The organism is Ruegeria sp. K11 (genome assembly GCF_056531905.1).
On record NZ_JBQFMP010000009.1, the window covers coordinates 52,482 to 72,578 of the forward strand.

17 protein-coding genes are annotated in these 20,097 nt (G+C 58.7%); 10 read left to right on the top strand and 7 right to left on the bottom strand.

Features of this window, described 5'->3' with window-relative positions:
* Positions 1–38: 38 nt before the first annotated feature.
* The 8 genes from hslO (at position 39) to ACR0K4_RS15265 (ending at position 9,364) form a co-directional block, all read left to right on the top strand.
* Entirely contained in the window at positions 39–1,016 is a 978-nt protein-coding gene (gene hslO, locus ACR0K4_RS15230) for an Hsp33 family molecular chaperone HslO (protein WP_480519783.1), read from the top strand.
* A complete protein-coding gene (locus tag ACR0K4_RS15235) occupies positions 1,000–1,605 on the top strand; it encodes a CoA pyrophosphatase (RefSeq protein ID WP_480854655.1) in 606 nt (201 codons plus the stop codon). Before hslO ends, ACR0K4_RS15235 begins: the two co-directional genes overlap by 17 nt.
* Complete coding sequence (locus ACR0K4_RS15240; RefSeq protein ID WP_480854656.1) at positions 1,602–2,756, top strand: CCA tRNA nucleotidyltransferase; 1,155 nt, start codon at positions 1,602–1,604, stop codon at positions 2,754–2,756. Before ACR0K4_RS15235 ends, ACR0K4_RS15240 begins: the two co-directional genes overlap by 4 nt.
* A 192-nt stretch (positions 2,757–2,948) precedes the next feature.
* A complete protein-coding gene (locus tag ACR0K4_RS15245) occupies positions 2,949–4,787 on the top strand; it encodes an ABC transporter ATP-binding protein (RefSeq protein ID WP_480854657.1) in 1,839 nt (612 codons plus the stop codon).
* Entirely contained in the window at positions 4,784–6,616 is a 1,833-nt protein-coding gene (locus ACR0K4_RS15250; RefSeq protein ID WP_480854658.1) for an ABC transporter ATP-binding protein, read from the top strand. Before ACR0K4_RS15245 ends, ACR0K4_RS15250 begins: the two co-directional genes overlap by 4 nt.
* 138 nt (positions 6,617–6,754) lie before the next feature.
* Positions 6,755–7,984 (top strand): class I SAM-dependent RNA methyltransferase, encoded by a 1,230-nt coding sequence (locus ACR0K4_RS15255; protein WP_480854659.1) that lies wholly within the window; start codon positions 6,755–6,757, stop codon positions 7,982–7,984.
* A 14-nt stretch (positions 7,985–7,998) separates the two neighbouring features.
* Complete coding sequence (locus tag ACR0K4_RS15260; protein ID WP_480519793.1) at positions 7,999–8,784, top strand: ion transporter; 786 nt, start codon at positions 7,999–8,001, stop codon at positions 8,782–8,784.
* 61 nt (positions 8,785–8,845) lie between these two features.
* Entirely contained in the window at positions 8,846–9,364 is a 519-nt protein-coding gene (locus ACR0K4_RS15265) for a L,D-transpeptidase family protein (RefSeq protein WP_480519795.1), read from the top strand.
* On the opposite strand, the gene ACR0K4_RS15270 is transcribed toward ACR0K4_RS15265, so the two are convergent.
* From ACR0K4_RS15270 to cysQ, 6 genes are all read right to left on the bottom strand, one after another.
* Entirely contained in the window at positions 9,348–10,805 is a 1,458-nt protein-coding gene (locus tag ACR0K4_RS15270; RefSeq protein WP_480854660.1) for a nodulation protein NodH, read from the bottom strand. The two genes, ACR0K4_RS15265 and ACR0K4_RS15270, sit on opposite strands and share 17 nt — an antisense overlap.
* Before the next feature lie 6 nt (positions 10,806–10,811).
* Positions 10,812–12,512: a DUF5927 domain-containing protein gene (locus ACR0K4_RS15275; RefSeq protein WP_480854661.1), complete on the bottom strand. Its 1,701-nt coding sequence runs from the start codon at positions 12,510–12,512 to the stop codon at positions 10,812–10,814.
* Positions 12,509–13,495: a glycosyltransferase family 2 protein gene (locus ACR0K4_RS15280; RefSeq protein ID WP_480854788.1), complete on the bottom strand. Its 987-nt coding sequence runs from the start codon at positions 13,493–13,495 to the stop codon at positions 12,509–12,511. The genes ACR0K4_RS15275 and ACR0K4_RS15280 overlap by 4 nt, the downstream gene beginning before the upstream one ends.
* A 176-nt stretch (positions 13,496–13,671) precedes the next feature.
* A complete protein-coding gene (locus ACR0K4_RS15285) occupies positions 13,672–14,715 on the bottom strand; it encodes a glycosyltransferase family 2 protein (RefSeq protein ID WP_480854662.1) in 1,044 nt (347 codons plus the stop codon).
* Positions 14,716–14,819: 104 nt separating this feature from the next.
* Positions 14,820–15,620, bottom strand: a complete 801-nt coding sequence (locus ACR0K4_RS15290; protein WP_480519803.1) for a 3-deoxy-manno-octulosonate cytidylyltransferase family protein — start codon at positions 15,618–15,620, stop codon at positions 14,820–14,822.
* Positions 15,620–16,417, bottom strand: a complete 798-nt coding sequence (gene cysQ / locus ACR0K4_RS15295; protein WP_480854663.1) for a 3'(2'),5'-bisphosphate nucleotidase CysQ — start codon at positions 16,415–16,417, stop codon at positions 15,620–15,622. Before cysQ ends, ACR0K4_RS15290 begins: the two co-directional genes overlap by 1 nt.
* Before the next feature lie 122 nt (positions 16,418–16,539).
* Between cysQ and ACR0K4_RS15300 the strand changes: the two genes are divergently transcribed.
* Positions 16,540–17,361, top strand: a complete 822-nt coding sequence (locus tag ACR0K4_RS15300; protein WP_480519807.1) for an ABC transporter permease — start codon at positions 16,540–16,542, stop codon at positions 17,359–17,361.
* Here ACR0K4_RS15300 and ACR0K4_RS15305 read toward each other — a convergent pair.
* Complete coding sequence (locus ACR0K4_RS15305; RefSeq protein WP_480854664.1) at positions 17,358–17,960, bottom strand: alpha-ketoglutarate-dependent dioxygenase AlkB family protein; 603 nt, start codon at positions 17,958–17,960, stop codon at positions 17,358–17,360. The genes ACR0K4_RS15300 and ACR0K4_RS15305 overlap by 4 nt on opposite strands.
* Positions 17,961–18,176: 216 nt before the next feature.
* Here ACR0K4_RS15305 and dnaK point away from each other — a divergent pair, with 216 nt between their 5' ends.
* A complete protein-coding gene (dnaK, locus tag ACR0K4_RS15310) occupies positions 18,177–20,084 on the top strand; it encodes a molecular chaperone DnaK (RefSeq protein WP_480519811.1) in 1,908 nt (635 codons plus the stop codon).
* The last annotated feature ends 13 nt before the right edge of the window (positions 20,085–20,097 follow it).

Consider the following 20,097-nt stretch of genomic DNA (forward strand, 5'->3'; position numbering starts at 1 on the left):
GTGGCGGTATGCCAACCTGTGGCGTGTAAGGAAACCCCATGTCTCTTGGAACGAAAATCGCGTGGGACGATACCGTCCTGCCCTTTCAACTTGATGTATCGGATATGCGCGGTCGTGTCGCCCGTCTGGACGGTGTGCTGGATGGCATCCTGAAGCAGCATGACTATCCCGAGAAGGTCGAAGCTCTGGTCGCTGAAATGGCTTTGTTGACAGCGTTGATCGGCCAGACAGTCTCGTTACGTTGGAAGCTGTCGCTTCAGGTGCAGTCCAAGGGTGCCGTACGGATGATTGCCACCGACTACTACGCGCCAAAGACCGAAGGCGAACCGGCGCGCATTCGTGCCTATGCCAGTTTCGATCGGGACAAGCTGACGGATAGCGCGCCGTTTGATCAGGTGGGTGACGGGTATTTTGCGATCCTGATTGATCAGGGTGAAGGCACCCAGCCTTATCAGGGGATAACCCCTCTTGCGGGTGGTTCGCTCAGTGCGTGCGCCGAGGCGTATTTTGCGCAATCCGAACAGTTGCCCACTCGGTTTTCGCTGAGCTTCGGAAGATCCACGGAACCGGGTGTCGGCGAGCATTGGCGCGCGGGCGGGGTGATGTTGCAACACATGCCCAAAGCTTCGCCTTTTGCGGCGTCAGCCGAGGGCACTGGCGAGATTCTGACGGCCAATGATCTGGTTGATGGGGAAGAGGGTGAAAATTGGGGCCGCGTGAACATCCTGTTGGACACGGTCGAGGATCTGGAACTGATCGGTCCCTCAATCGCGCCGACCGATCTGCTGATCCGGCTGTTCCACGAAGAACAACCAAGGGTCTATGATGCCCAGCCTGTGCAGTTCGGATGTACCTGCTCCGAAGATAGGGTGCGCCAGAGCCTGTCGATCTATTCCGCGCGGGATATCGAAAAAATGACCACGGATGATGGAAAGGTCACCGCAGACTGCCAGTTCTGTGGCGCCCATTACGTGCTGGACCCCAATACCGTGGGTTTCGATGCGGACAAAGACTGATACGGTCGAACAGCTGCGGGCGGCGCTCGATCGCCCCGGCGCGGGGTCAAGCGATTTTGACCTGAATCCGGACAGGGTGCTGCCCGAAGGCCGCAAGTTACGTTCGGCGGGCGTTTTGGTTCCGATCTCGGTCACGGGTCGCTTTCCTCGTGTCATTCTGACCAAACGGTCGTCCGCTTTAAAACACCACCCCGGCCAAATCGCCTTTCCCGGAGGCAAGCAGGACGGGGGTGACTTGGACGTTACCGCGACCGCTCTGCGTGAGGCACAGGAAGAGATCGGATTGCCTCAAGACTTGCCGGAAGTGCTTGGTTTTCTTCCGGAACATGAGACGGTTACATCGTTCAACGTCACGCCTGTCGTCGCGATCCTGCGACATTCGTTTCAACCCGTACCCGAGCCGGGCGAAGTGGACGAGGTGTTCTCGGTTCCGCTTGAACATCTGCTGAACCCGGTGAATTATGTAGTTGAATCGCGCCGGTGGCGTGGCCAGCGGCGCTACTATTTTGCCGTGCCCTATGGTCCCTATTACATCTGGGGCGCGACGGCGCGGATGCTGCGTGGGTTGGCCGCACGGATGAGCGAATGAAGAAGATCACTGAAGACTGGATCTCTGAACCGGCAACGCAAGCGGTCTGTGCCGCGCTGACCAAGGGCGGCGCGCAGGCGTTGTTCGTGGGCGGCTGCGTGCGCAATGCGTTGTTGGGGGCTGTGGTCTCGGATATCGACATTGCCACCGATGCGCGGCCCGAACGGGTGATGGGACTTGCGCAGCAGGCCGGGCTGAAACCGATCCCCACGGGGATTGATCATGGGACGATCACCGTGGTCAGCAATGGCATCCCGCATGAGGTCACCACCTTTCGCCGCGATGTCGAAACCGATGGCCGCCGGGCAGTCGTCGCGTTTTCGGACAAGGTGGAAGAGGACGCCGCGCGCCGCGATTTCACCATGAACGCCCTTTATGCCCGACCCAATGGCACGATCCTTGACCCGCTGGACGGTCTGCCAGACCTGAAGGCGCGTCGGGTGCGGTTTATCGGCGAGGCTCAGGATCGTATTCGCGAGGACTACTTGCGGTCCCTGCGCTATTTCCGGTTTCACGCGTGGTACGGCGATGCCGAGGACGGGTTCGACCCCGATGCGCTGGCTGCGATTGCGGCAAATCTGGACGGTTTAGAGACACTTTCTCGCGAACGCGTCGGGTCCGAGATGCTGAAACTGTTGGCGGCCCCTGATCCCGCGCCCTCGGTGGCGGCGATGCGCAGCACCGGGGTTCTGGCGCAGCTGCTACCGGGTACAGATGACCGGGCGCTGGCCATTCTGATCCAGCTGGAACAGGACGCCCACGCCGCACCTGAACCGATTCGTCGTCTGGCCGCGATCGCCCCGCCGGAGGTCGCCAAGACCCTGCGGCTCAGCAAGGCTCAGCTGCAGCGTTTGACCCGGATGCGAGACGAGGCAATGGCGACCACCAGCGTCGCGGAACTCGGCTATCGCTATGGGTCCGAAGGCGGTTTACACGAAACCCTGTTGCGGTGTGCGTTTCTGGAACAGCCATGGTCAAACGACCTTGCCCGCGCCCTGGAACAAGGGGCCGCGGCCAGTTTTCCGATCAAGGCTGCCGATCTGATCCCCGCCTTTTCAGGCCCCGCGCTGGGCGCAAAACTGGCTGAGCTTGAGGCGCGCTGGATCGCCTCGGATTTCGCGCTGAACCGCGAAGATTTGCTGGCGGATTAAAACGAAGTCTCAAAAGGGGATGACAAATCCCGCAAGTTTTGGCAGGGTGCGCCTGACTCAAACACGAGGGAGGACTGCGAATGTATTACGGGATCTGGGACAGCTAAGGCTGAACACTTGACCCGTAGGGGTGGTGTTCAGACGCCATCTTTCTTCGCATGACCTATTATCTGCTCAATCGGAGCACCCTCTATGTTTCGCTATTTCGAAAATCTTGTAGACCCTTTTGTCGCCTATGATGAAGTTGACACGCCGCCGACGCGGCTGTGGCCCTTCATGCTGGAATATTCACGGCCATTTTTTCGCGTCTTCGCCTGGACCGCGCTGATCTCGGTCATCGTTGCGGCGGTTGAACTTGGGCTGATCTACTATATGGGCCGCATCGTCGATCTGCTGAACGGCTCACCTGCGGAACTGTGGCAGGCGCACGGGACTGAACTGGTGCTGATTGCGCTGTTTGTCCTGTTCCTCAGGCCGCTGTTGCACGTGGTTGATGTGCTGTTGCTGAACAACGCGATCCTGCCCAACTTTGGCACATTGATCCGTTGGCGAGCGCATAAACACGTTCTGCGTCAATCGGTTGGCTGGTTCGAGAACGATTTCGCAGGGCGTATCGCCAACCGCATCATGCAAACGCCGCCCGCCGCTGGCGAGGTGGTGTTTCAGGTGTTCGACGCCATTTCCTTTGCGCTGGCCTACATGATCGGTGCGGCGATTCTGCTGATTGCAGCGGATGCGCGGCTGCTGCTGCCTTTACTGATCTGGTTCGTATTCTATGGCGCGCTGGTCGCGTGGACGGTCAATCGCGTCGGCCCGGCTTCGCAGGCGGCGTCCGATGCACGCTCGACCGTGACGGGACGGGTGGTGGACAGCTATACCAACATCCACTCGGTCAAGATGTTCGCGCATGATACGCAGGAGATGGATTATGCGCGTGAGGCGATCGAGGAAACGCGCCGCACCTTTCAGATCGAGATGCGGATTTTCACCATCATGGATGCGGCGCTGGTCACACTGAACGGGTTCCTGATCGTCGGCGTATGCGGCTGGGCCATTGCACTGTGGATGCAGGGTAGCGCCTCGGTTGGCGTGGTTGCGGCGGCCACGGCGTTGACGCTGCGGCTGAACTCGATGACCGGCTGGATCATGTGGGCGCTGACCAGTTTCTTTCGTGAACTGGGGATCGTTGCCGAAGGGATGCAGACCATCGCGCAGCCGGTTGGCTTGCTGGATGATGCGGATGCAAAACCCCTGCGGTTGGAGAAAGGCCAGATCGAAATCCGCGACCTGTCGCACCATTATGGCCGCGAAACCGGTGGGCTGGATCATGTCAGCCTGACCATCCAGCCGGGTGAAAAGATCGGCCTGATCGGGCGCTCGGGTGCCGGTAAGTCGACCCTAGTCAAGCTGCTTTTGCGGTTTTATGACGTCGAACGGGGTGCGATACTGATTGACGGTCAGGATATCGCTAAGGTCACGCAGGACAGTCTGCGCAGCCATATCGGCATGGTGCAGCAGGACAGCGCCTTGCTGCATCGTTCGGTTCGGGCCAACATCCTCTATGGTCGACCTGACGCGACCGAGGAACAGATGATCGCCGCCGCCAAACAGGCCGAGGCGCATGAGTTCATCCTCGATCTGCAGGACCCGCAGGGACGCAAGGGTTACGACGCCCATGTAGGTGAACGCGGTGTGAAATTGTCGGGTGGTCAGCGGCAGCGGGTGACGCTGGCGCGGGTGATCCTGAAGGATGCGCCGATTTTGCTGTTGGATGAGGCGACGTCTGCCCTAGATTCCGAAGTCGAAGCTTCGATACAGGAAACGCTCTACGGTATGATGCAGGGGAAAACCGTGATCGCAATCGCCCACCGGCTCAGCACCATCGCGCAGATGGACCGCATCTTGGTCATGGATGGCGGCCGCATCGTCGAAGAGGGCGGCCATTCCGACCTGTTGGCGCAGGGTGGGCTTTACGCTCAGTTCTGGGCGCGGCAATCTGGGGGCTTCCTGAACCCGGAGGCCGCCGAATGAGGATTGCCGACCTCATCCAACCGTTCAAAGACGCCGACACGCCCCCGCCGCAAAAGCTGGGGGCGTTCATTCGCTGGGCCCTGTCCGGCGCGTGGCCGATGCTGTTTGTCGCCGCCCTGTTCTCGGCCACCGCAGGCGCGATGGAGGCCGGGACAGCGTGGATTCTGGGCCGGGTGATCGATGTGGCGACGCTCGGAGGGCCGGATGCGTTTCTGACCGGCAGCAATCTGTGGATGATCCTCGGGGCGGTGGCGTTTTTCATGCTGCTGCGCCCGGTGTTCTTTGGCCTTTCAGCGTTCTCGAACAACTACGTGGTCATGCCCAACATCCCGCCGCTGGTTCTGGCCAAACTGAACCGCTGGACGCTGGGCCAGTCGGTCAGCTATTTCGACGATGATTTTGCCGGACGGATCGCACAGAAACAGGTTCAGACCGCGACCGCGCTGACTTCGGTGGTCTCGGAAACGATCAGTGCGATTGTGTTCGCACTGGCCTCACTTGCGGGCTCTTTGCTTTTGTTAGGGTCTATTCATCCGCTGGTGATGCTGCCCTTTGTGCTGTGGCTGACCGTCTATTTCCTGCTGGTGCGCTGGTATCTGCCGCGCATCCGCAAACGCTCGGGCGCGCGGGCCGGGGCGCGGGCGATGGTGTCGGGGCAGATCGTGGATACGATCACCAACATCAAGACCGTCAAGCTGTTTGCCCATGCCCGGCACGAGGATCAGGCTGCCCGCACCGCGCTGGTCGACCTGCGTAAAAAGGCACTGGATTTCGGTCTGCTCTCGGCCAGTTTCCGGTTCATCCTGATGACGCTGGCCGGAGTGCTGCCGGTGATGTTGATCGGCGCGACCCTGTGGCTGTGGCAGGCGGGCAATGCGACCACCGGCGATATTGTGGCGGCGGGGGCCGTGTCTGTGCGCATCTCGCAAATGACGGGCTGGGTCAGTTTCACGCTGATGGGGCTTTATGCCAATGTCGGCGAGATCGAGAACGGGATGAACACATTGACCAAACGCGACCGTGTCGAGGACGTCGCAAATGCCGCCCCGCTTGCGGTGTCTGACGGAGAGATTGCGTTCGATCACGTCAGCTTTGCCTATGGCCGCGATGTGGGCGGCGTGTCGGACTTGCATTTCACCGCTGCCCCGGGTGAAAAACTGGGCATCGTCGGTGCGTCGGGGGCAGGGAAGTCCACTTTGGTTTCGCTGCTACTCAGACTCTATGACGGGGAAAAAGGCGCTATTCGCATCGACGGGCAGGATATCGCGACGGTCACGCAGGACAGTCTGCGCCGTCAGATCGGGATGGTCACGCAAGAAACCGCGATGTTCAACCGGTCCGCGCGCGAGAACATCCTCTACGGTCGCCCGGACGCGACCGAGGCCGAGATGATCGAGGCCGCCACCAAGGCCGAAGCGCATGAATTCATCCTTGGCCTAGAGGACGCGCAGGGCCGCAAGGGCTATGACGCGCATCTGGGGGAGCGGGGCGTGAAGCTCAGCGGCGGTCAACGGCAAAGGATCGCTCTGGCCCGCGCAATTCTGAAGGACGCGCCGATACTGGTGCTGGACGAGGCGACCTCGGCGCTGGATTCCGAGGTCGAGGCCTCGATCCAGGCCGCGCTGCATCGGGTCATGCAGGGTAAGACGGTGCTCGCCATCGCCCACCGCCTGTCGACTCTCAGCGAGATGGATCGGATCATCGTGCTGGATCAGGGGCATATCGTTGAAAGCGGCACGCATGGTGCGCTGCTAGAGCGCGGCGGGTTATACGCAAGGTTCTGGCACCGTCAGTCTGGCGGGTTCATTCAGGCAGAAGCGGCAGAATAAGGGGCCTTTGCGTTTCTCACAAATCAAGCATCGGAATGCGCGTTCGACCGTAGGGAGAGACAGCGTATTTCGATCCAAAGTACACGCAAAGGACCCAAAGGGGTTTTGTTGCCTGCAATCCCCCGGTATCAGGCCCCCATGACGCAGCAATACACCATAACCCGCCTTGGCCATCAGGGTGACGGCATCGCCGACGGACCCGTCTACGCCCCGCGTACCTTGCCGGGTGAGGTGGTCAGTGGCACGCTGGTTGGTCAAATGCTGACCGATATCCGGGTCGAAACACCCTCGGACCAGCGGGTGAAAGCGCCCTGTCGGCACTATAAGGCCTGCGGCGGCTGCCAGTTGCAGCACGCATCGGATGCGTTTGTTGCCGATTGGAAGGTCGACGTGGTGCGCAACGCGCTGGCCGCGCAGGGGCTCGATGCCCCGATGCGGCCCATTCACACCTCGCCCGACCGTTCGCGCCGCCGCGCCACCATCGCCGTGCGGCGTACCAAGAAGGGCACTTTGGCCGGGTTCCACGGTCGCGCATCCGATACGATCACCGAGATCCCCGATTGCCGCCTGCTGCATCTCGACCTGATCGCCGCCATTCCGGTCGCTCAGGCGCTGGCGCTGCTGGGTGGCAGCCGCAAGGGCGTTCTGGCCGTGACGCTGATCCTGTCCGACGTTGGGCTGGACGTGTCGGTCAAAGGCGGCAAGCCACTGGACGGCCCGCTGGAACTGGCGCTGGCACAGGCGACCGAACACCACGGCCTCGCTCGGTTGAGTTGGGAGGGGGAGGTGATCGCCATGCGCGAACCCCCGATCCAACGATTTGACCCTGCCGCTGTCGTGCCGCCGCCGGGGGCCTTTCTGCAAGCCACGAAGGACGGAGAACAGGCTCTAACACGAGCTGTTTCCGAGGCAACGCAGGGCGCAAAGCGTATCGCCGATCTGTTCGCGGGCTGCGGAACCTTTGCCCTGTCTTTGGCGCAAACCGCCGAAATCCACGCGGTTGAGGGTGAGGGTGAGATGACCAAAGCCCTGGATCAGGGCTGGCGCAGGGCACAAGGTCTGAAACAGGTCACGACCGAGACGAGGGACTTGTTCCGCCGCCCGCTGATGCCGGACGAGTTGAAAAAATTCGACGCGGTGGTCCTTGACCCGCCGCGCGCCGGGGCCGAGGCGCAGGTGAGCGAGTTGGCGCAGGCGAAACGCCCAGTGATTGCTTATGTTTCGTGCAACCCTGTGACCTTTGCCCGCGACGCAAAGACGCTGGTTAACGCGGGATACACCCTTGAATGGGTACAGGTGGTTGACCAATTTCGATGGTCGTCACACACCGAACTTGCCGCCCGGTTCGCCCTGAACCCGAAATCCTGACAGGAGACACCCGCATGGGGATCGCCCAACGCTTGCTGCCCATCATCGAAGCGCCCGCTTTCGGGAAATTCATCACCGGCGTGATCATGTTCAACGCGGTGCTGCTGGGCATGGAAACCTCACCCACGTTGATGGAGGTTGCGGGCCCCCTGATCGTGGCGCTGGACAAGCTGTGCCTGGCCATCTTTGTCGCGGAGATCGCGATGAAACTGATCGCGACCGGGCGCAGGTTCTTTACAAGCGGTTGGAATATCTTTGATTTCATCATCGTGGGCATCGCGCTGGTGCCCAGCGCCGGGGCCCTCTCGGTGCTGCGGGCGCTGCGGATTTTGCGGGTGCTGCGGGTGATCTCGGTTGCGCCACGCCTGCGCCGGGTGGTCGAAGGCTTCATTTCGGCCCTGCCAGGCATGGCCAGCGTGTTCCTGTTGATGGCGATCCTGTTCTATATCGGCGCGGTGATCTCGACCAAACTGTTCTCGGCCACCTTCCCCGACTGGTTCGGCGATCTGGGTCTGTCGGCCTATACGCTGTTTCAGATCATGACGCTGGAAAGCTGGTCCATGGGCATCGTCCGCCCGGTGATGGAGGTTTATCCCTACGCCTGGCTGTTCTTTGTGCCCTTCATCATGGTGACCACCTTCGCCGTGGTGAACCTGCTGGTCGGTCTGATCGTGAATTCGATGCAGGACGCACACCATGCCGAGGATGAGGTCAGAACCGATGCCTATCGCGACGAGGTGCTCGAGCGGCTGGAATCCATCGAACGCCGTCTAACCGAACAGGCACACATCAAAAAGTGATTTCCGTTTTGGCGGGTCTGACGTAATACTTGCAAAAAAAGAGCAGCAGGCAGTGAAACTCATGGATCGTCGAGCATTTGGATTGGGTGCGGTGGCCACGCTGAGCCTTTCGGCATGTGCCTCAGCCAGCCCCAGATTTCTGGCTTATGATGGCCCCGAGGTGACCTCGTTGGTCATCAACAAGGGCGCGCGCAAGCTTTATCTTCTGCATAACGAGCAGATTTTGAAGGAATACAAGGTCGATCTTGGCTTTGCCCCGGCGGGCACGAAGACCAAGAAAGGCGACGGACGCACGCCCGAGGGAACCTATCGGATTGATCGCCGTAATCCGCGCAGTCGCTATCATCTGTCGCTGGGAATTTCCTATCCCAATTCAAAAGATATCGAACAGGCAAGGGCCGCGGGTGTCGACCCGGGTGGGGATATCTTCATTCACGGACAACCCAACCGCCGCGCCGAACGCAAGCGGGCGAAGAAAACAGTCGACTGGACTGCGGGATGCATCGCCGTGAAAAACGAAGAGATGGAAGAGATTTACGCAATGGTGACTGAAGGCACCATAATCACTCTGCGTCCATGATCCGGTTTTCAATGGGTGCCCATGGACCGAACCCGAAGCTCAGATAGTCGCGGGGATACGCAGCTTCGGCTTTTTGTTCCAGAGTGGTGTCGTAAATCTGGACAAGCGAATACGGCTTGTCATTTGGCGGTGGACGTACCGAGGGCGGGTTCGCCACACCGATGTCTCGTGCCAGTTTTGGCAGCGCAACGGCAATCTCCTCTTCGCGCAATATAACATCGGGCAAGGCGAAACGTGCCATACCTTCCAGCGTCTGCGCCTGACCACACCACGTCCCGTCAACGCGAATGGGTGTTTGTTCCGCCAGAATAGGCCCCAGCATATCGAGAAACGCAGAAAACGCGGCATGATGCTGATCGGCGCCATATGATTCTGGTTTGTCCTTTTCAGGAAGCGGCACGTTATACCGCCTTTGCAACATGTTGCGGATGGCAACATAGGTGCCGGGACCGGTGCCGAGAATATGTTTGCAAAACACCGTATGCGCACGAGCCAAAGGATGACGCAAAACTGTAAATTTTCGGTGCTGTGGGTTGGACTGCATCCAGTGACGCACCTGTTTCTGGTTTTGTCCGGTCAGAACATCGTCAGACCCGGCCCGGTCCAGATTGGCCAGCCAAGTGGTGATCTCATCCTCGGGCCCACCCCGGATCGGCAGGTACATCAGAGGCGCGCATGCGGCGCAGACATATCGGGATACGGCAGGCCCGCGTGCAGGTTCAAAATTGGGGATCTGGTGCAGGTTGAACCTGTCTTGCCGGGATAACGCGCGCTCCATGTCTTGTGGATTGGCGACCTTGGACAACGCAGGAGCGGGGTTTTGGCGTTTCAGCTTTTGGTTCGTTGCCTCAAGGCGCGCCTCAACACCCAACCAGGTTGCGAGGCCGTTCAGAACGTCCAGATCATTCAGGTCGTCATAGTCGATGTAATACCCTGTCTGCCCGGTCTTCTGCAAATGGCTGCGTATGGTCTGCTGGAACTGTGCGCGGTTCGCCAGTTGCCCGGCAAATTCGTCAGCGTCGAATGTGACCAGCGCTTCTCGGCGTTGTTTGATGTTGACCAGCCGCCACTGCTTGGTTTCCACCGCAATTTTCCAAGAGATATAGCTGTCCAAAGGGTTGCGCGACAAAACGATCTTGGCACAGCGCGGATCGTCCAGAGCAGGGCTCAGCACACGGATGTCGTGATCGCTGAAGAACCGAAATCCGTTCAGATCGCCCGGAGCGTTTCGTATGGCGTCTATCAGCGCAAAGGGGTCACGTTCACGGTCTTCAAGTTCAAAGCCAAGCAGTCCATCCAGCTTTGGCAACCCGACAAAAAAGGGATTGAACGCCTCTCCGAAGCAGGTGACGCCGTCCAGCGCATTTAGGTGCGCCTCAAGCAGGTTCGAGCCGGTGCGCATATCCGCAAGGACGATGAAATAGTCGAACTTTGACCCCATGTCGGCTTATTTCACCAAATACGGCTTTGGATACCGCCGGGTCTGAGGGCCAAACACGTCATCGGGTGGGAAATCTCCCATCAGGTATGGATGCATACCCTGGTTCTTCAGGTTCTGCAGGAACTTTCCGAAGCCGCTCAGATCGACCAGTCTGGGGGCTTCAGACAGGTGGGTCGGTTCGGCAAGGCCAATTTCCTCGGTCACGCTGAAAAGAGCTTCCATCGGGGCTTCCAGGAAATCAGCCAGCGACCAGATGTGAATGCGGGCCTTGGCCCGGGCGGAATCCAGAATCTCAAGCTGTTTGGTTTCAATTTGCTGAAGGCGCGCGGCCTCGCACCGGATGTCGGAGAAATTCAGGTTTGACCGGAACAGCGCCAAAGCCCAGGCACCGGTTATGATCGACATTTGGGCATTCTTGTCACGGGCCAGAAACGCGTTGATCTTCTGGGAATCCGCCGGGCCAAACTGGAAACACTGTCGCTCACCACGGGTGTTCCAGATCAGATTGGTCAGAAACGCCGTTGGATTATAGTCGCGCAACGTTGCACTGTCGCAGAGCGCGCCGTTGGTCAAGTCCGTCTCACCAAAGAACTCCGTCCGGTCTGGCGCAAACAAATGCCCATGCACCCGCGCGCCTGTTGCCTGAGCGAGCCAGGGTTCGAAATCCTCAAAAACCTCGGAAAATCCCTGAAAAACGGAATAGGGAAAGGCCGTCAGGCCAAATTCCTTGCCCTGACGCGGAAAGCAGCTTTGCATATACAGCCCGTCCCGACCGCGCGTTCGTCGTTCGACCGCCTTTGAGAACAGGCGATCTATTTTGCCCGGGTTCGGTTCTGCCGGTGTCATCGCACTGTCCTGATCGGTCAGAAACGCCTGATACAAACGCTCTGCTCGTGGCCAGACCTTGCGCGCCACAAAGCAATCGGACCGGCGTAGCAACTGCATATGATCATCATAGAACATATGGGGTCGGCCCTGATAATCGAATTTCGACAAGGTCAAGGATCGGCTTTCGATATGCGTGGAATAGAGCCGGGCAAGGGTCTGGAAATAGCTTTCATCCGGTATCCAGACCTGTCGGAAATACCGGTCATAGGTTTTTCGCTTGGGGTCTTGCAGGATCGCGGACAGAGTTTGCCGCGTGAGGCACCACCATTGGCTACCCATATGCGGAACCAGACCATCGGGGACTTTGCGCCGCAGTCCGGTTGCCCGTTGCAATCTGACATAGGCGTCGAACAATTTGCGCTGCTTACGCCAGGAAAACGGAAACCGCAGCGTAAACCGCTCCAGATCCAGCCCGCCGATGGTCCAGGTCACGTCGCGGGTTGTTGCGCTTTCGATGAAATCAACACGCGGTCGATCCGCCAGATATTCCACAAGGTCGCGCACGGGCCGCAACGGCAAACAGGCACCTGATGAGAGGTACACGTGACGAACATCCGGGAACCGATCCAACATCAGCTCGGCCGCCGATTGTGATGCGGCGACAATGCCCCATCTGCCCCACTCGCAAATGTGGCGGTCCGAAAACAGGATGAGAGGGTTGTCGGCGCAGGATGCCACAAATGCATCAAACGTGGCTGGTTCGACCTTGCGATCCACATGAATCACAACCGGGCAGCCTGCGGCTGTCCAATGTCGCGCGACCTGTTCCGCGCGGTCCAGAGCGGTGTGCACCAGCATGACGATACCAAGACCGCTCATGCCCAATTGCCCTTGGACATCAGACCCAGAACTTCAAGCTGACGCCAGTTGATGTATTTCTCGGACCATTGGTTCCAGAAAACAGGCTTGCCGCTCAATTGTTCGGCATAGGCCAAATACTCACCCGATGCCCGATAATGCTGTTTGCGCGAAAGCTCTTCCCGGGTTTTGTCGCCCAGGGTGTTGATCAGTTTGGCATGCAGCAACGCGCCACTTGTCTTTTCGCCACCCTGTTCTTCATAAACGTGGTTCAAGCCGCGTGGCAGCAAGGCGTGGGTCGAACTGACATAGACATAACGCCGGTGCCATTTGACCAGCGGAATCTTGTTCAGCGCCGGCGCCTTGGAGGGGTTCTCCTGAAAAAATACCCGACTGCGGGGCCCCCCTTGTATCCAAAGGTTTTCATAGGTCGGGTTGCGCGAGATCATATAGTTCCCGGAATCAAACCACGCGGCGATCTCGAACGGATCCTGCCCTTCGTGATAGGGTGCGTTTTCGATCGGGCCGTCAGGGTACATATCGATCAGCATGGTGCCGAAACTGCGCACCCCGGTATCGTCCAGCCACCCGGTCAGGGCCTGAATGGGGCGGGTGTCGCAAAACGGGTAGATAAAGAATTCATCCGGATCGACAGTCAGAACCCAATGCCCGTGCGCGTATTTGCGTAACAGGTAATTGGACCAGTCGATGCCAAAGGTCGAACGTTTGTAACTGGCCGTTGTGTGCCAGACCGAGACATCCGGTTGCCCGACCAGATAATCGGCGGTACCGTCGTCGCTGTTGTTGTCGACAAACAGAAAGTGGTCGATGCCCAGTTTCCGGTAGTAATGTAGGAAATACGGCAGTCGGATTTTTTCGTTGCGCACAACGCTCATCAACAAAACACTGTCAGGTCTTATCGTAGGGGTCTTGTTGGCCAAGGGTTTCACCTCGCGCCGCTTTCGGATGCACCTCAGCAAACGGCGCTTGCGCCGCAATCTCATGCGATAGGAATCCAATAGGCTCACGCGACGGCCCAACCTTCATATGATACGCGAGCATGCCCGGGGTGGTTGAAACCTGAGTGGTGCCGGACAATTAACGTTTTATGACATTTTTACACCTTGCGAGGCAACGGGTTTAAATCCGGTTTACTTCCCCGCGAATTGCGCCCCGAGCCTTACGGGCCGTCTTCGCCCGGTTGCAGCAACCCAAGCTGCGCCAACTGTTCCCAGCTTTCATAGCGGACAGAGTGCGGTGTCCATAAGTTGGGTTGGGCTGATATTCCATCGTAATAGGCACTAAACTCGTCCGGATCGTGAAAATGCTGCTTTCGCTCTTTCTCGATCCGCGACTTGCCGATGATCTCGGGCAGGAACTTGGTATGCAGCAATACGCCAGAGGGCACAGAGCCGCCGGGGCCATCATAAGCAAAGTTCAGCGACCGGGGCAGAGCAGAGTGGGTTGAGTTGACATAAGCATACCGACGGGACCACCGGACAAGGGGGATTTTATTCAAGGTCGGCGAGCGATGTGGTCGGCTGGCAAAAAACGCGCGTTCGCGAACACCGCCCTGAACCCAGAGATTTCCCAGCGGGCTCTGACGTTGAGCGCGGTAAGGTCCTTTGTCGAACCAGTTGAGCAGATGGGTCGGGTCAGTCTGGGGGTCATAATCCTGCGCCCCAAGCGGAGTTTTTGGATAAAGATCCAGCATCAGCGCCCCGAAGGCAGTCTGCCCCGATTGGGCCAGCCTACGCGTCAGGTCCTGCAAGGAATGCCTGTCGTGATGGGCGTATATCAGCAGTTCATCCGCATCCACCATAAGCGTCCAGTGCCCGTGACAATACCGCATCTGCAGCCAGGTCAGCCAATCCAGCCCAAACCGCGCTGCGCGATAGCTGGCACCGGTCTGCCATAACGAGACATCCGGCTGGTCAAGCAGATAGGCTACCGATCCGTCGTCGCTGTCATTGTCAACGATCAGAAAGTGGTCAACGCCCAGCCGTCGGTAATGACGGAAGAACCACGGCAGGCGCGTGATCTCATTTCGCAACGTCGTGACGGCCAGAATCGCGTTTGGCCGGATGGATCGGGTGCGGTCTGTCAGACAGGTCAACTGATGGCGGCTTCGGAACGAACGCCACAAAAGGCGCCGCCGTTTCAGCCGCAGCCGATATTGCGACACCCATCCAATGGTTGCGGGGTGTAAGTTGTCCTGTACCACCTCTGCTTGAAACCCCGGGGTCTGCGTTCTGGATCAGTGTCCGTCACGTCGTACATTTTAGTCTCTAATAAAGGTTTTCCGGCAAGGCTTGCCCACGTTTTTCGTTAGTCCAGCCCCATCGCGACCATCATCTCTTCGATCTTCTGAACGTCCTGCGGGTTGTTCAGTTCCCAGAACTGACGGCCTTTGGCCTCGACCTCGACGCACAGAACTTTACGACCGTTTTCCATGAAGCGCAGCTGCTCTAACCCTTCCAGGGTTTCCAGCGGTCCGGTCGGCCAGGTGGGATAGGCTGCCAAAGCGTCCGGTCGGTAGGCATAGACGCCGACATGGTGAAAAACCGGGGTCGCCTCGGCATCGGTGTAGGTGTCAGACGTGTAGGGGATGACCTCTTTCGAGAAGTACATCGCGCTGTGATCATGGCCGAACACGGCCGTTGTTCCTCCGACACGGTCATGTTTGCGGTCATTCAACAAGCTGTTCAGTGCTTCACCGTCACAGCGCAATACCGGCGTGGCAACACCCGCATCCGGTGCGTCGCGCAGGCCGGTTATCAAATCCTCGACAAACCAATGTGGTGTCAGGGGCGCGTCGCCCTGCAGGTTCACTACAATGTCGTAACCTTCCCCTAAAACGCCATGCGCTTCGGCACAGCGCTCGGTGCCGTTCCGGCATGTCTCGGACGTCATGACAACCTCGGCCCCGAAACCTTCGGAAGTCTCGCGAATGCGGTCATCATCTGTTGCAACGACAACTCTGTCCGCGCCTGAAACCGACATAGCGGCACGCCAGGATCGCTCGATCAGGGTCATGGATCTTCCGTTGGCCCCGGTTAATGGCACCAGCGGTTTGCCCGGATAACGGGTCGAGGCATAGCGGGCGGGGATTACAATGGCGACGGACATCAGGCCTCCTGAAGGTCAACGCCCGGAGCGTAGGCGATGAAGAACGGGTTTGCATAGCCATCCTTGCCATAGGTCAACGGCGAATGATCATCAAAGCGCACCACGTTGCCGCCTGCGCCGGACAGAACCGCATGACCTGCGGCTGTGTCCCATTCCATCGTGCGGCCCACACGGGGATACAAATCGGCCTCGCCTGTCGCGACCAGACAGAACTTGAGCGACGAGCCCGCGCTTTTGCTGTCTTGCACCCGATATTTGTTGATGTAGTCCTCGGTTGCCTGATCGCGATGCGACTTGGAGGCGACGATCAGCAACGCCGAATTATCCGGTTTAGAGACTGATATTTCCGAAATCTCTCCGGGTTGCGTCTTGTCGAGCGCCCCGGTTTCCTCGACCGACTGACCGTCAGGCTGGGTATAGAACATTCGCTGCCGGGCCGGCGCGTAAACGACACCGCGCGTGGGTACGCCGTTTTCGACCAGCGCAATATTCACGGTGAAGTCGCCGCGCCGATTGATGAATTCCTTGGTACCATCCAGCGGATCGACAATCAGGAACGTATCACCCTTTTCCGAATGCGAGTCCGCCTGTTCCTCGGTCACCAGCAGGATGTCGGGGAAGGCTTCGCGCAACCCGGCTGAGATCAGCGCATCCGCCGCCTCGTCCGCCTCGGTCACGGGGCTTGCGTCGGATTTGACCTTTACGTCAAAATCATCCGCCTCATAGATCTCCATGATCTTGTCTCCGGCTTCCAGGGCCAGGCGTCTGATGACGGGAATAAGCGCGTCGTAGGTCACAAAAAAGCTCCGTTATTGCGGTTTGTTGATCCAAAATCCTGACGGACTTATGATGCCAAGGAAACGGAACAGCAAGAAATTCGTGCCAGATTGACGGCGACACAGCAGGAAAGAGACAACAGGTGTTCCACTACAAGCGAAATCGGTCACTTCTGGGCGGGGCATTCACCACTGCAGAGCTGATTTTTCACGCGGTGGTGCGCAACATCCGGTCCCAGCATGCCAATGCGGTGGTGGCGATATTGATGAATATCCTGCAGGTGGTCCTGGTTGCCATGGCTTTCTATTTCATTTTGTCTTTCATGGGCGCCCGGGTGGCAAAAATCCGGGGTGAGTTCATTCTCTTTCTGCTGAGTGGCGTCTTCCTGTTCATAACGCATATCAAGGCGGCCGGTGCGATTGGGGGCGTCGGTGACGGTAATAACCCTATGCGTTTGCATTCCCCTATGAACATGATGGTTGCGTTATTGGCCGCTGCCTTTGGTTCGTTTTATACCCAACTTGTTTCCATCATCGTCATTCTGTTCGTCTACAGCGTCACTGTTTCTCCGCTGGAGATACAGGAGCCCGGCGGGGCGTTTGCGATGTTGGTGCTGGCCTGGTTCACCGGATGCTCCGTGGGGCTGGTGTTTCTGGCGCTCAAGCCATGGTTTCCAAATACGGTTGCCATTCTGAAGAACGTCTATCGCCGCATGAACATGGTGTTCTCGGGCAAGATGTTTGTGGGCAACGCGCTGGGCGGTTTCATGCTGACCATGTTTGCGTGGAATCCGCTGTTTCACATCATCGACCAGTGCCGCGGTTTCGTGTTCCGCAACTATTTCCCGCGCAACTCCAGTTGGGAATATGCACTTTGGGTCGGCATAGTTCTGACCATGATCGGATTGCTGGCTGAGTTCTACACCCGCAAGCAGGTCTCGAAAAGCTGGGATGCCCGCCGCTAGGTGGCGACACGCAGCGTCAGGTTGATCCGCCCGCCTTTGGGCAACAGTCTGGACGAGCCAAACCGGATACGGTCCACCCCGTGATAAGCCAGCCGGGCGGGTCCGCCCATGATCACCACATCGCCGGAACTCAGCCAGATGGACTCGGTCTTGCCGCCGCGCGTGGTGTTGCCGATGCGGAACAGCGCGTCATCGCCCAATGAGATCGACAGAACCGGCCAAGAGAAATCAGCCTCGTCCTTGTCCTGATGCATGCCCATTTTAGTGCCCTCGCCGTAGTAGTTGATCAGGCAGCAATCGGGGTCGCGATCCCGTCCAACCAGCCTGTGCCAGATCGCCAATACGGGTTGTGGAATCTCGGGCCAGACCATGCCGCGCGGGTGCTGCGCCTGATAGCGATAGCCGCCCCGATCCGTCACCCAGCCCAACGCCCCGGCCGAGGTCATGCGCACCGACATTTCTTTGCCCGATGGTGTAACGGGCCGGAACAAGGGCGCGACCTTCAGAATCGGGCGCAGCGCTTCGACAAGCTGGACCTGCGCGTCCCCGTCCAGAAACCCTTTACGGATATCGAAATCGCGCAAAACCAGCCGCGCCATGCCAGAATCCCCAAACCTTGCCAAAACCTTGCCAAAAAAAGGCCACAGAATCCCTAAACCCAGCGTTTCTGAACGCTTGCAGGCCCCAGATTGCGCCCTTATATACGCCGGGACGCGCGATGGTGTAGAGCCATTCGTGCACAACTGATCGGGGCAGGGATGCCATAACGGGTCCCGGCCTCGGGACATCGCCTTGAAGAGAAAGGGATTGCAAAAATGGGAAAAGTAATCGGGATTGACCTCGGAACCACCAACTCGTGTGTGGCCATCATGGACGGCTCGCAGCCGAAGGTCATCGAGAACGCCGAAGGGGCGCGAACCACGCCCTCGATCGTCGCCTTCACCGAAGATGAGCGTCTGGTCGGTCAGCCTGCAAAACGTCAGGCGGTCACCAACCCCGACAACACGATCTTTGGCGTCAAGCGCCTGATCGGTCGTCGTGTGGATGATGCCGAAGTCGAAAAAGACAAGAAAATGGTGCCGTACGCCATCGTTGATGGCGGAAATGGCGACGCGTGGGTTGAAGCCCGCGGTGAAAAATACTCGCCAAGCCAGATCTCGGCCTTCACTCTGGGCAAGATGAAGGAAACCGCCGAGAGCTATCTGGGTGAGGATGTCACGCAGGCGGTTATCACCGTTCCGGCCTATTTCAACGACGCCCAGCGTCAGGCCACCAAAGACGCCGGTAAAATCGCCGGTCTGGAAGTGCTGCGGATCATCAACGAACCAACAGCGGCTGCGCTGGCCTATGGTCTGGACAAGGAAGAAACCCAAACCATCGCGGTCTATGACCTTGGTGGCGGTACTTTCGATGTGACCATTCTGGAAATCGACGACGGCCTGTTCGAGGTCAAATCGACCAACGGCGACACCTTCCTGGGTGGTGAAGACTTTGACATGCGCATCGTCAACTACCTGGCGGATGAGTTCAAAAAGGAACACGGTGTCGATCTGTCTGCCGACAAGATGGCCCTGCAGCGTCTGAAAGAAGCCGCTGAGAAAGCCAAGATCGAGCTGTCCTCGACCTCGCAAACCGAGATTAACCAGCCGTTTATCTCGATGGGGTCGAACGGTCAGCCGCTGCACATGGTCATGAAACTGACCCGTGCCAAGCTGGAATCGCTGGTTGGCGACCTGATCAAGAAGTCGATGAAGCCCTGCCAGGCCGCTCTGAAAGACGCGGGCCTGTCGGCTGGCGACGTGGATGAGGTTGTTCTGGTCGGTGGTATGACCCGGATGCCGAAAGTGATCGAAGAGGTCACCAAGTTCTTTGGCAAAGAGCCCCACAAAGGCGTGAACCCGGACGAAGTGGTTGCCATGGGCGCCGCCATTCAGGCCGGTGTTCTGCAGGGTGACGTTAAAGACGTGGTTCTGCTGGACGTGACGCCGCTGTCGCTGGGGATCGAAACGCTGGGTGGCGTGTTCACCCGTCTGATCGACCGCAACACGACCATTCCGACCAAAAAGTCTCAGGTCTTCTCGACCGCCGAAGACAACCAGAACGCCGTGACCATCCGCGTGTTCCAGGGTGAGCGTGAAATGGCTGCGGACAACAAGATCCTGGGTCAGTTCAACCTTGAAGACATCCCGCCCGCACCGCGCGGTATGCCTCAGATCGAGGTGACCTTCGACATCGACGCCAACGGCATTGTCTCGGTTTCGGCCAAGGACAAAGGCACCGGCAAAGAGCAGAAGATCACCATTCAGGCATCGGGCGGTCTGTCCGACGAGGACATCGAAAAGATGGTCAAGGACGCCGAAGAGAACGCGGAAGCCGACAAAGAACGCCGCGAGCTGGTCGACGCCAAGAACCAGGCGGAAAGCCTCATCCACTCGACCGAGAAGTCGATGGAAGAGCATTCCGACAAGGTCGATCCGACCACGATCGAAGCGATCGAACTGGCCATTGCCGCGCTGAAGGATGAGCTGGAAACCGAGAATGCCGACAAGATCAAGTCGGGCATCCAGAACGTGACTGAGGCGGCCATGAAGCTGGGCGAAGCCATCTACAAGGCGCAAGCCGAAGAAGGTGAAGAAGAACCGGCAGCAGCAGATGCCGCGCCGGGTGATGATGACATTGTCGACGCCGAGTTTGAAGATCTGGACGACGATAAGCGCAACTAACGGGTAACCGGGC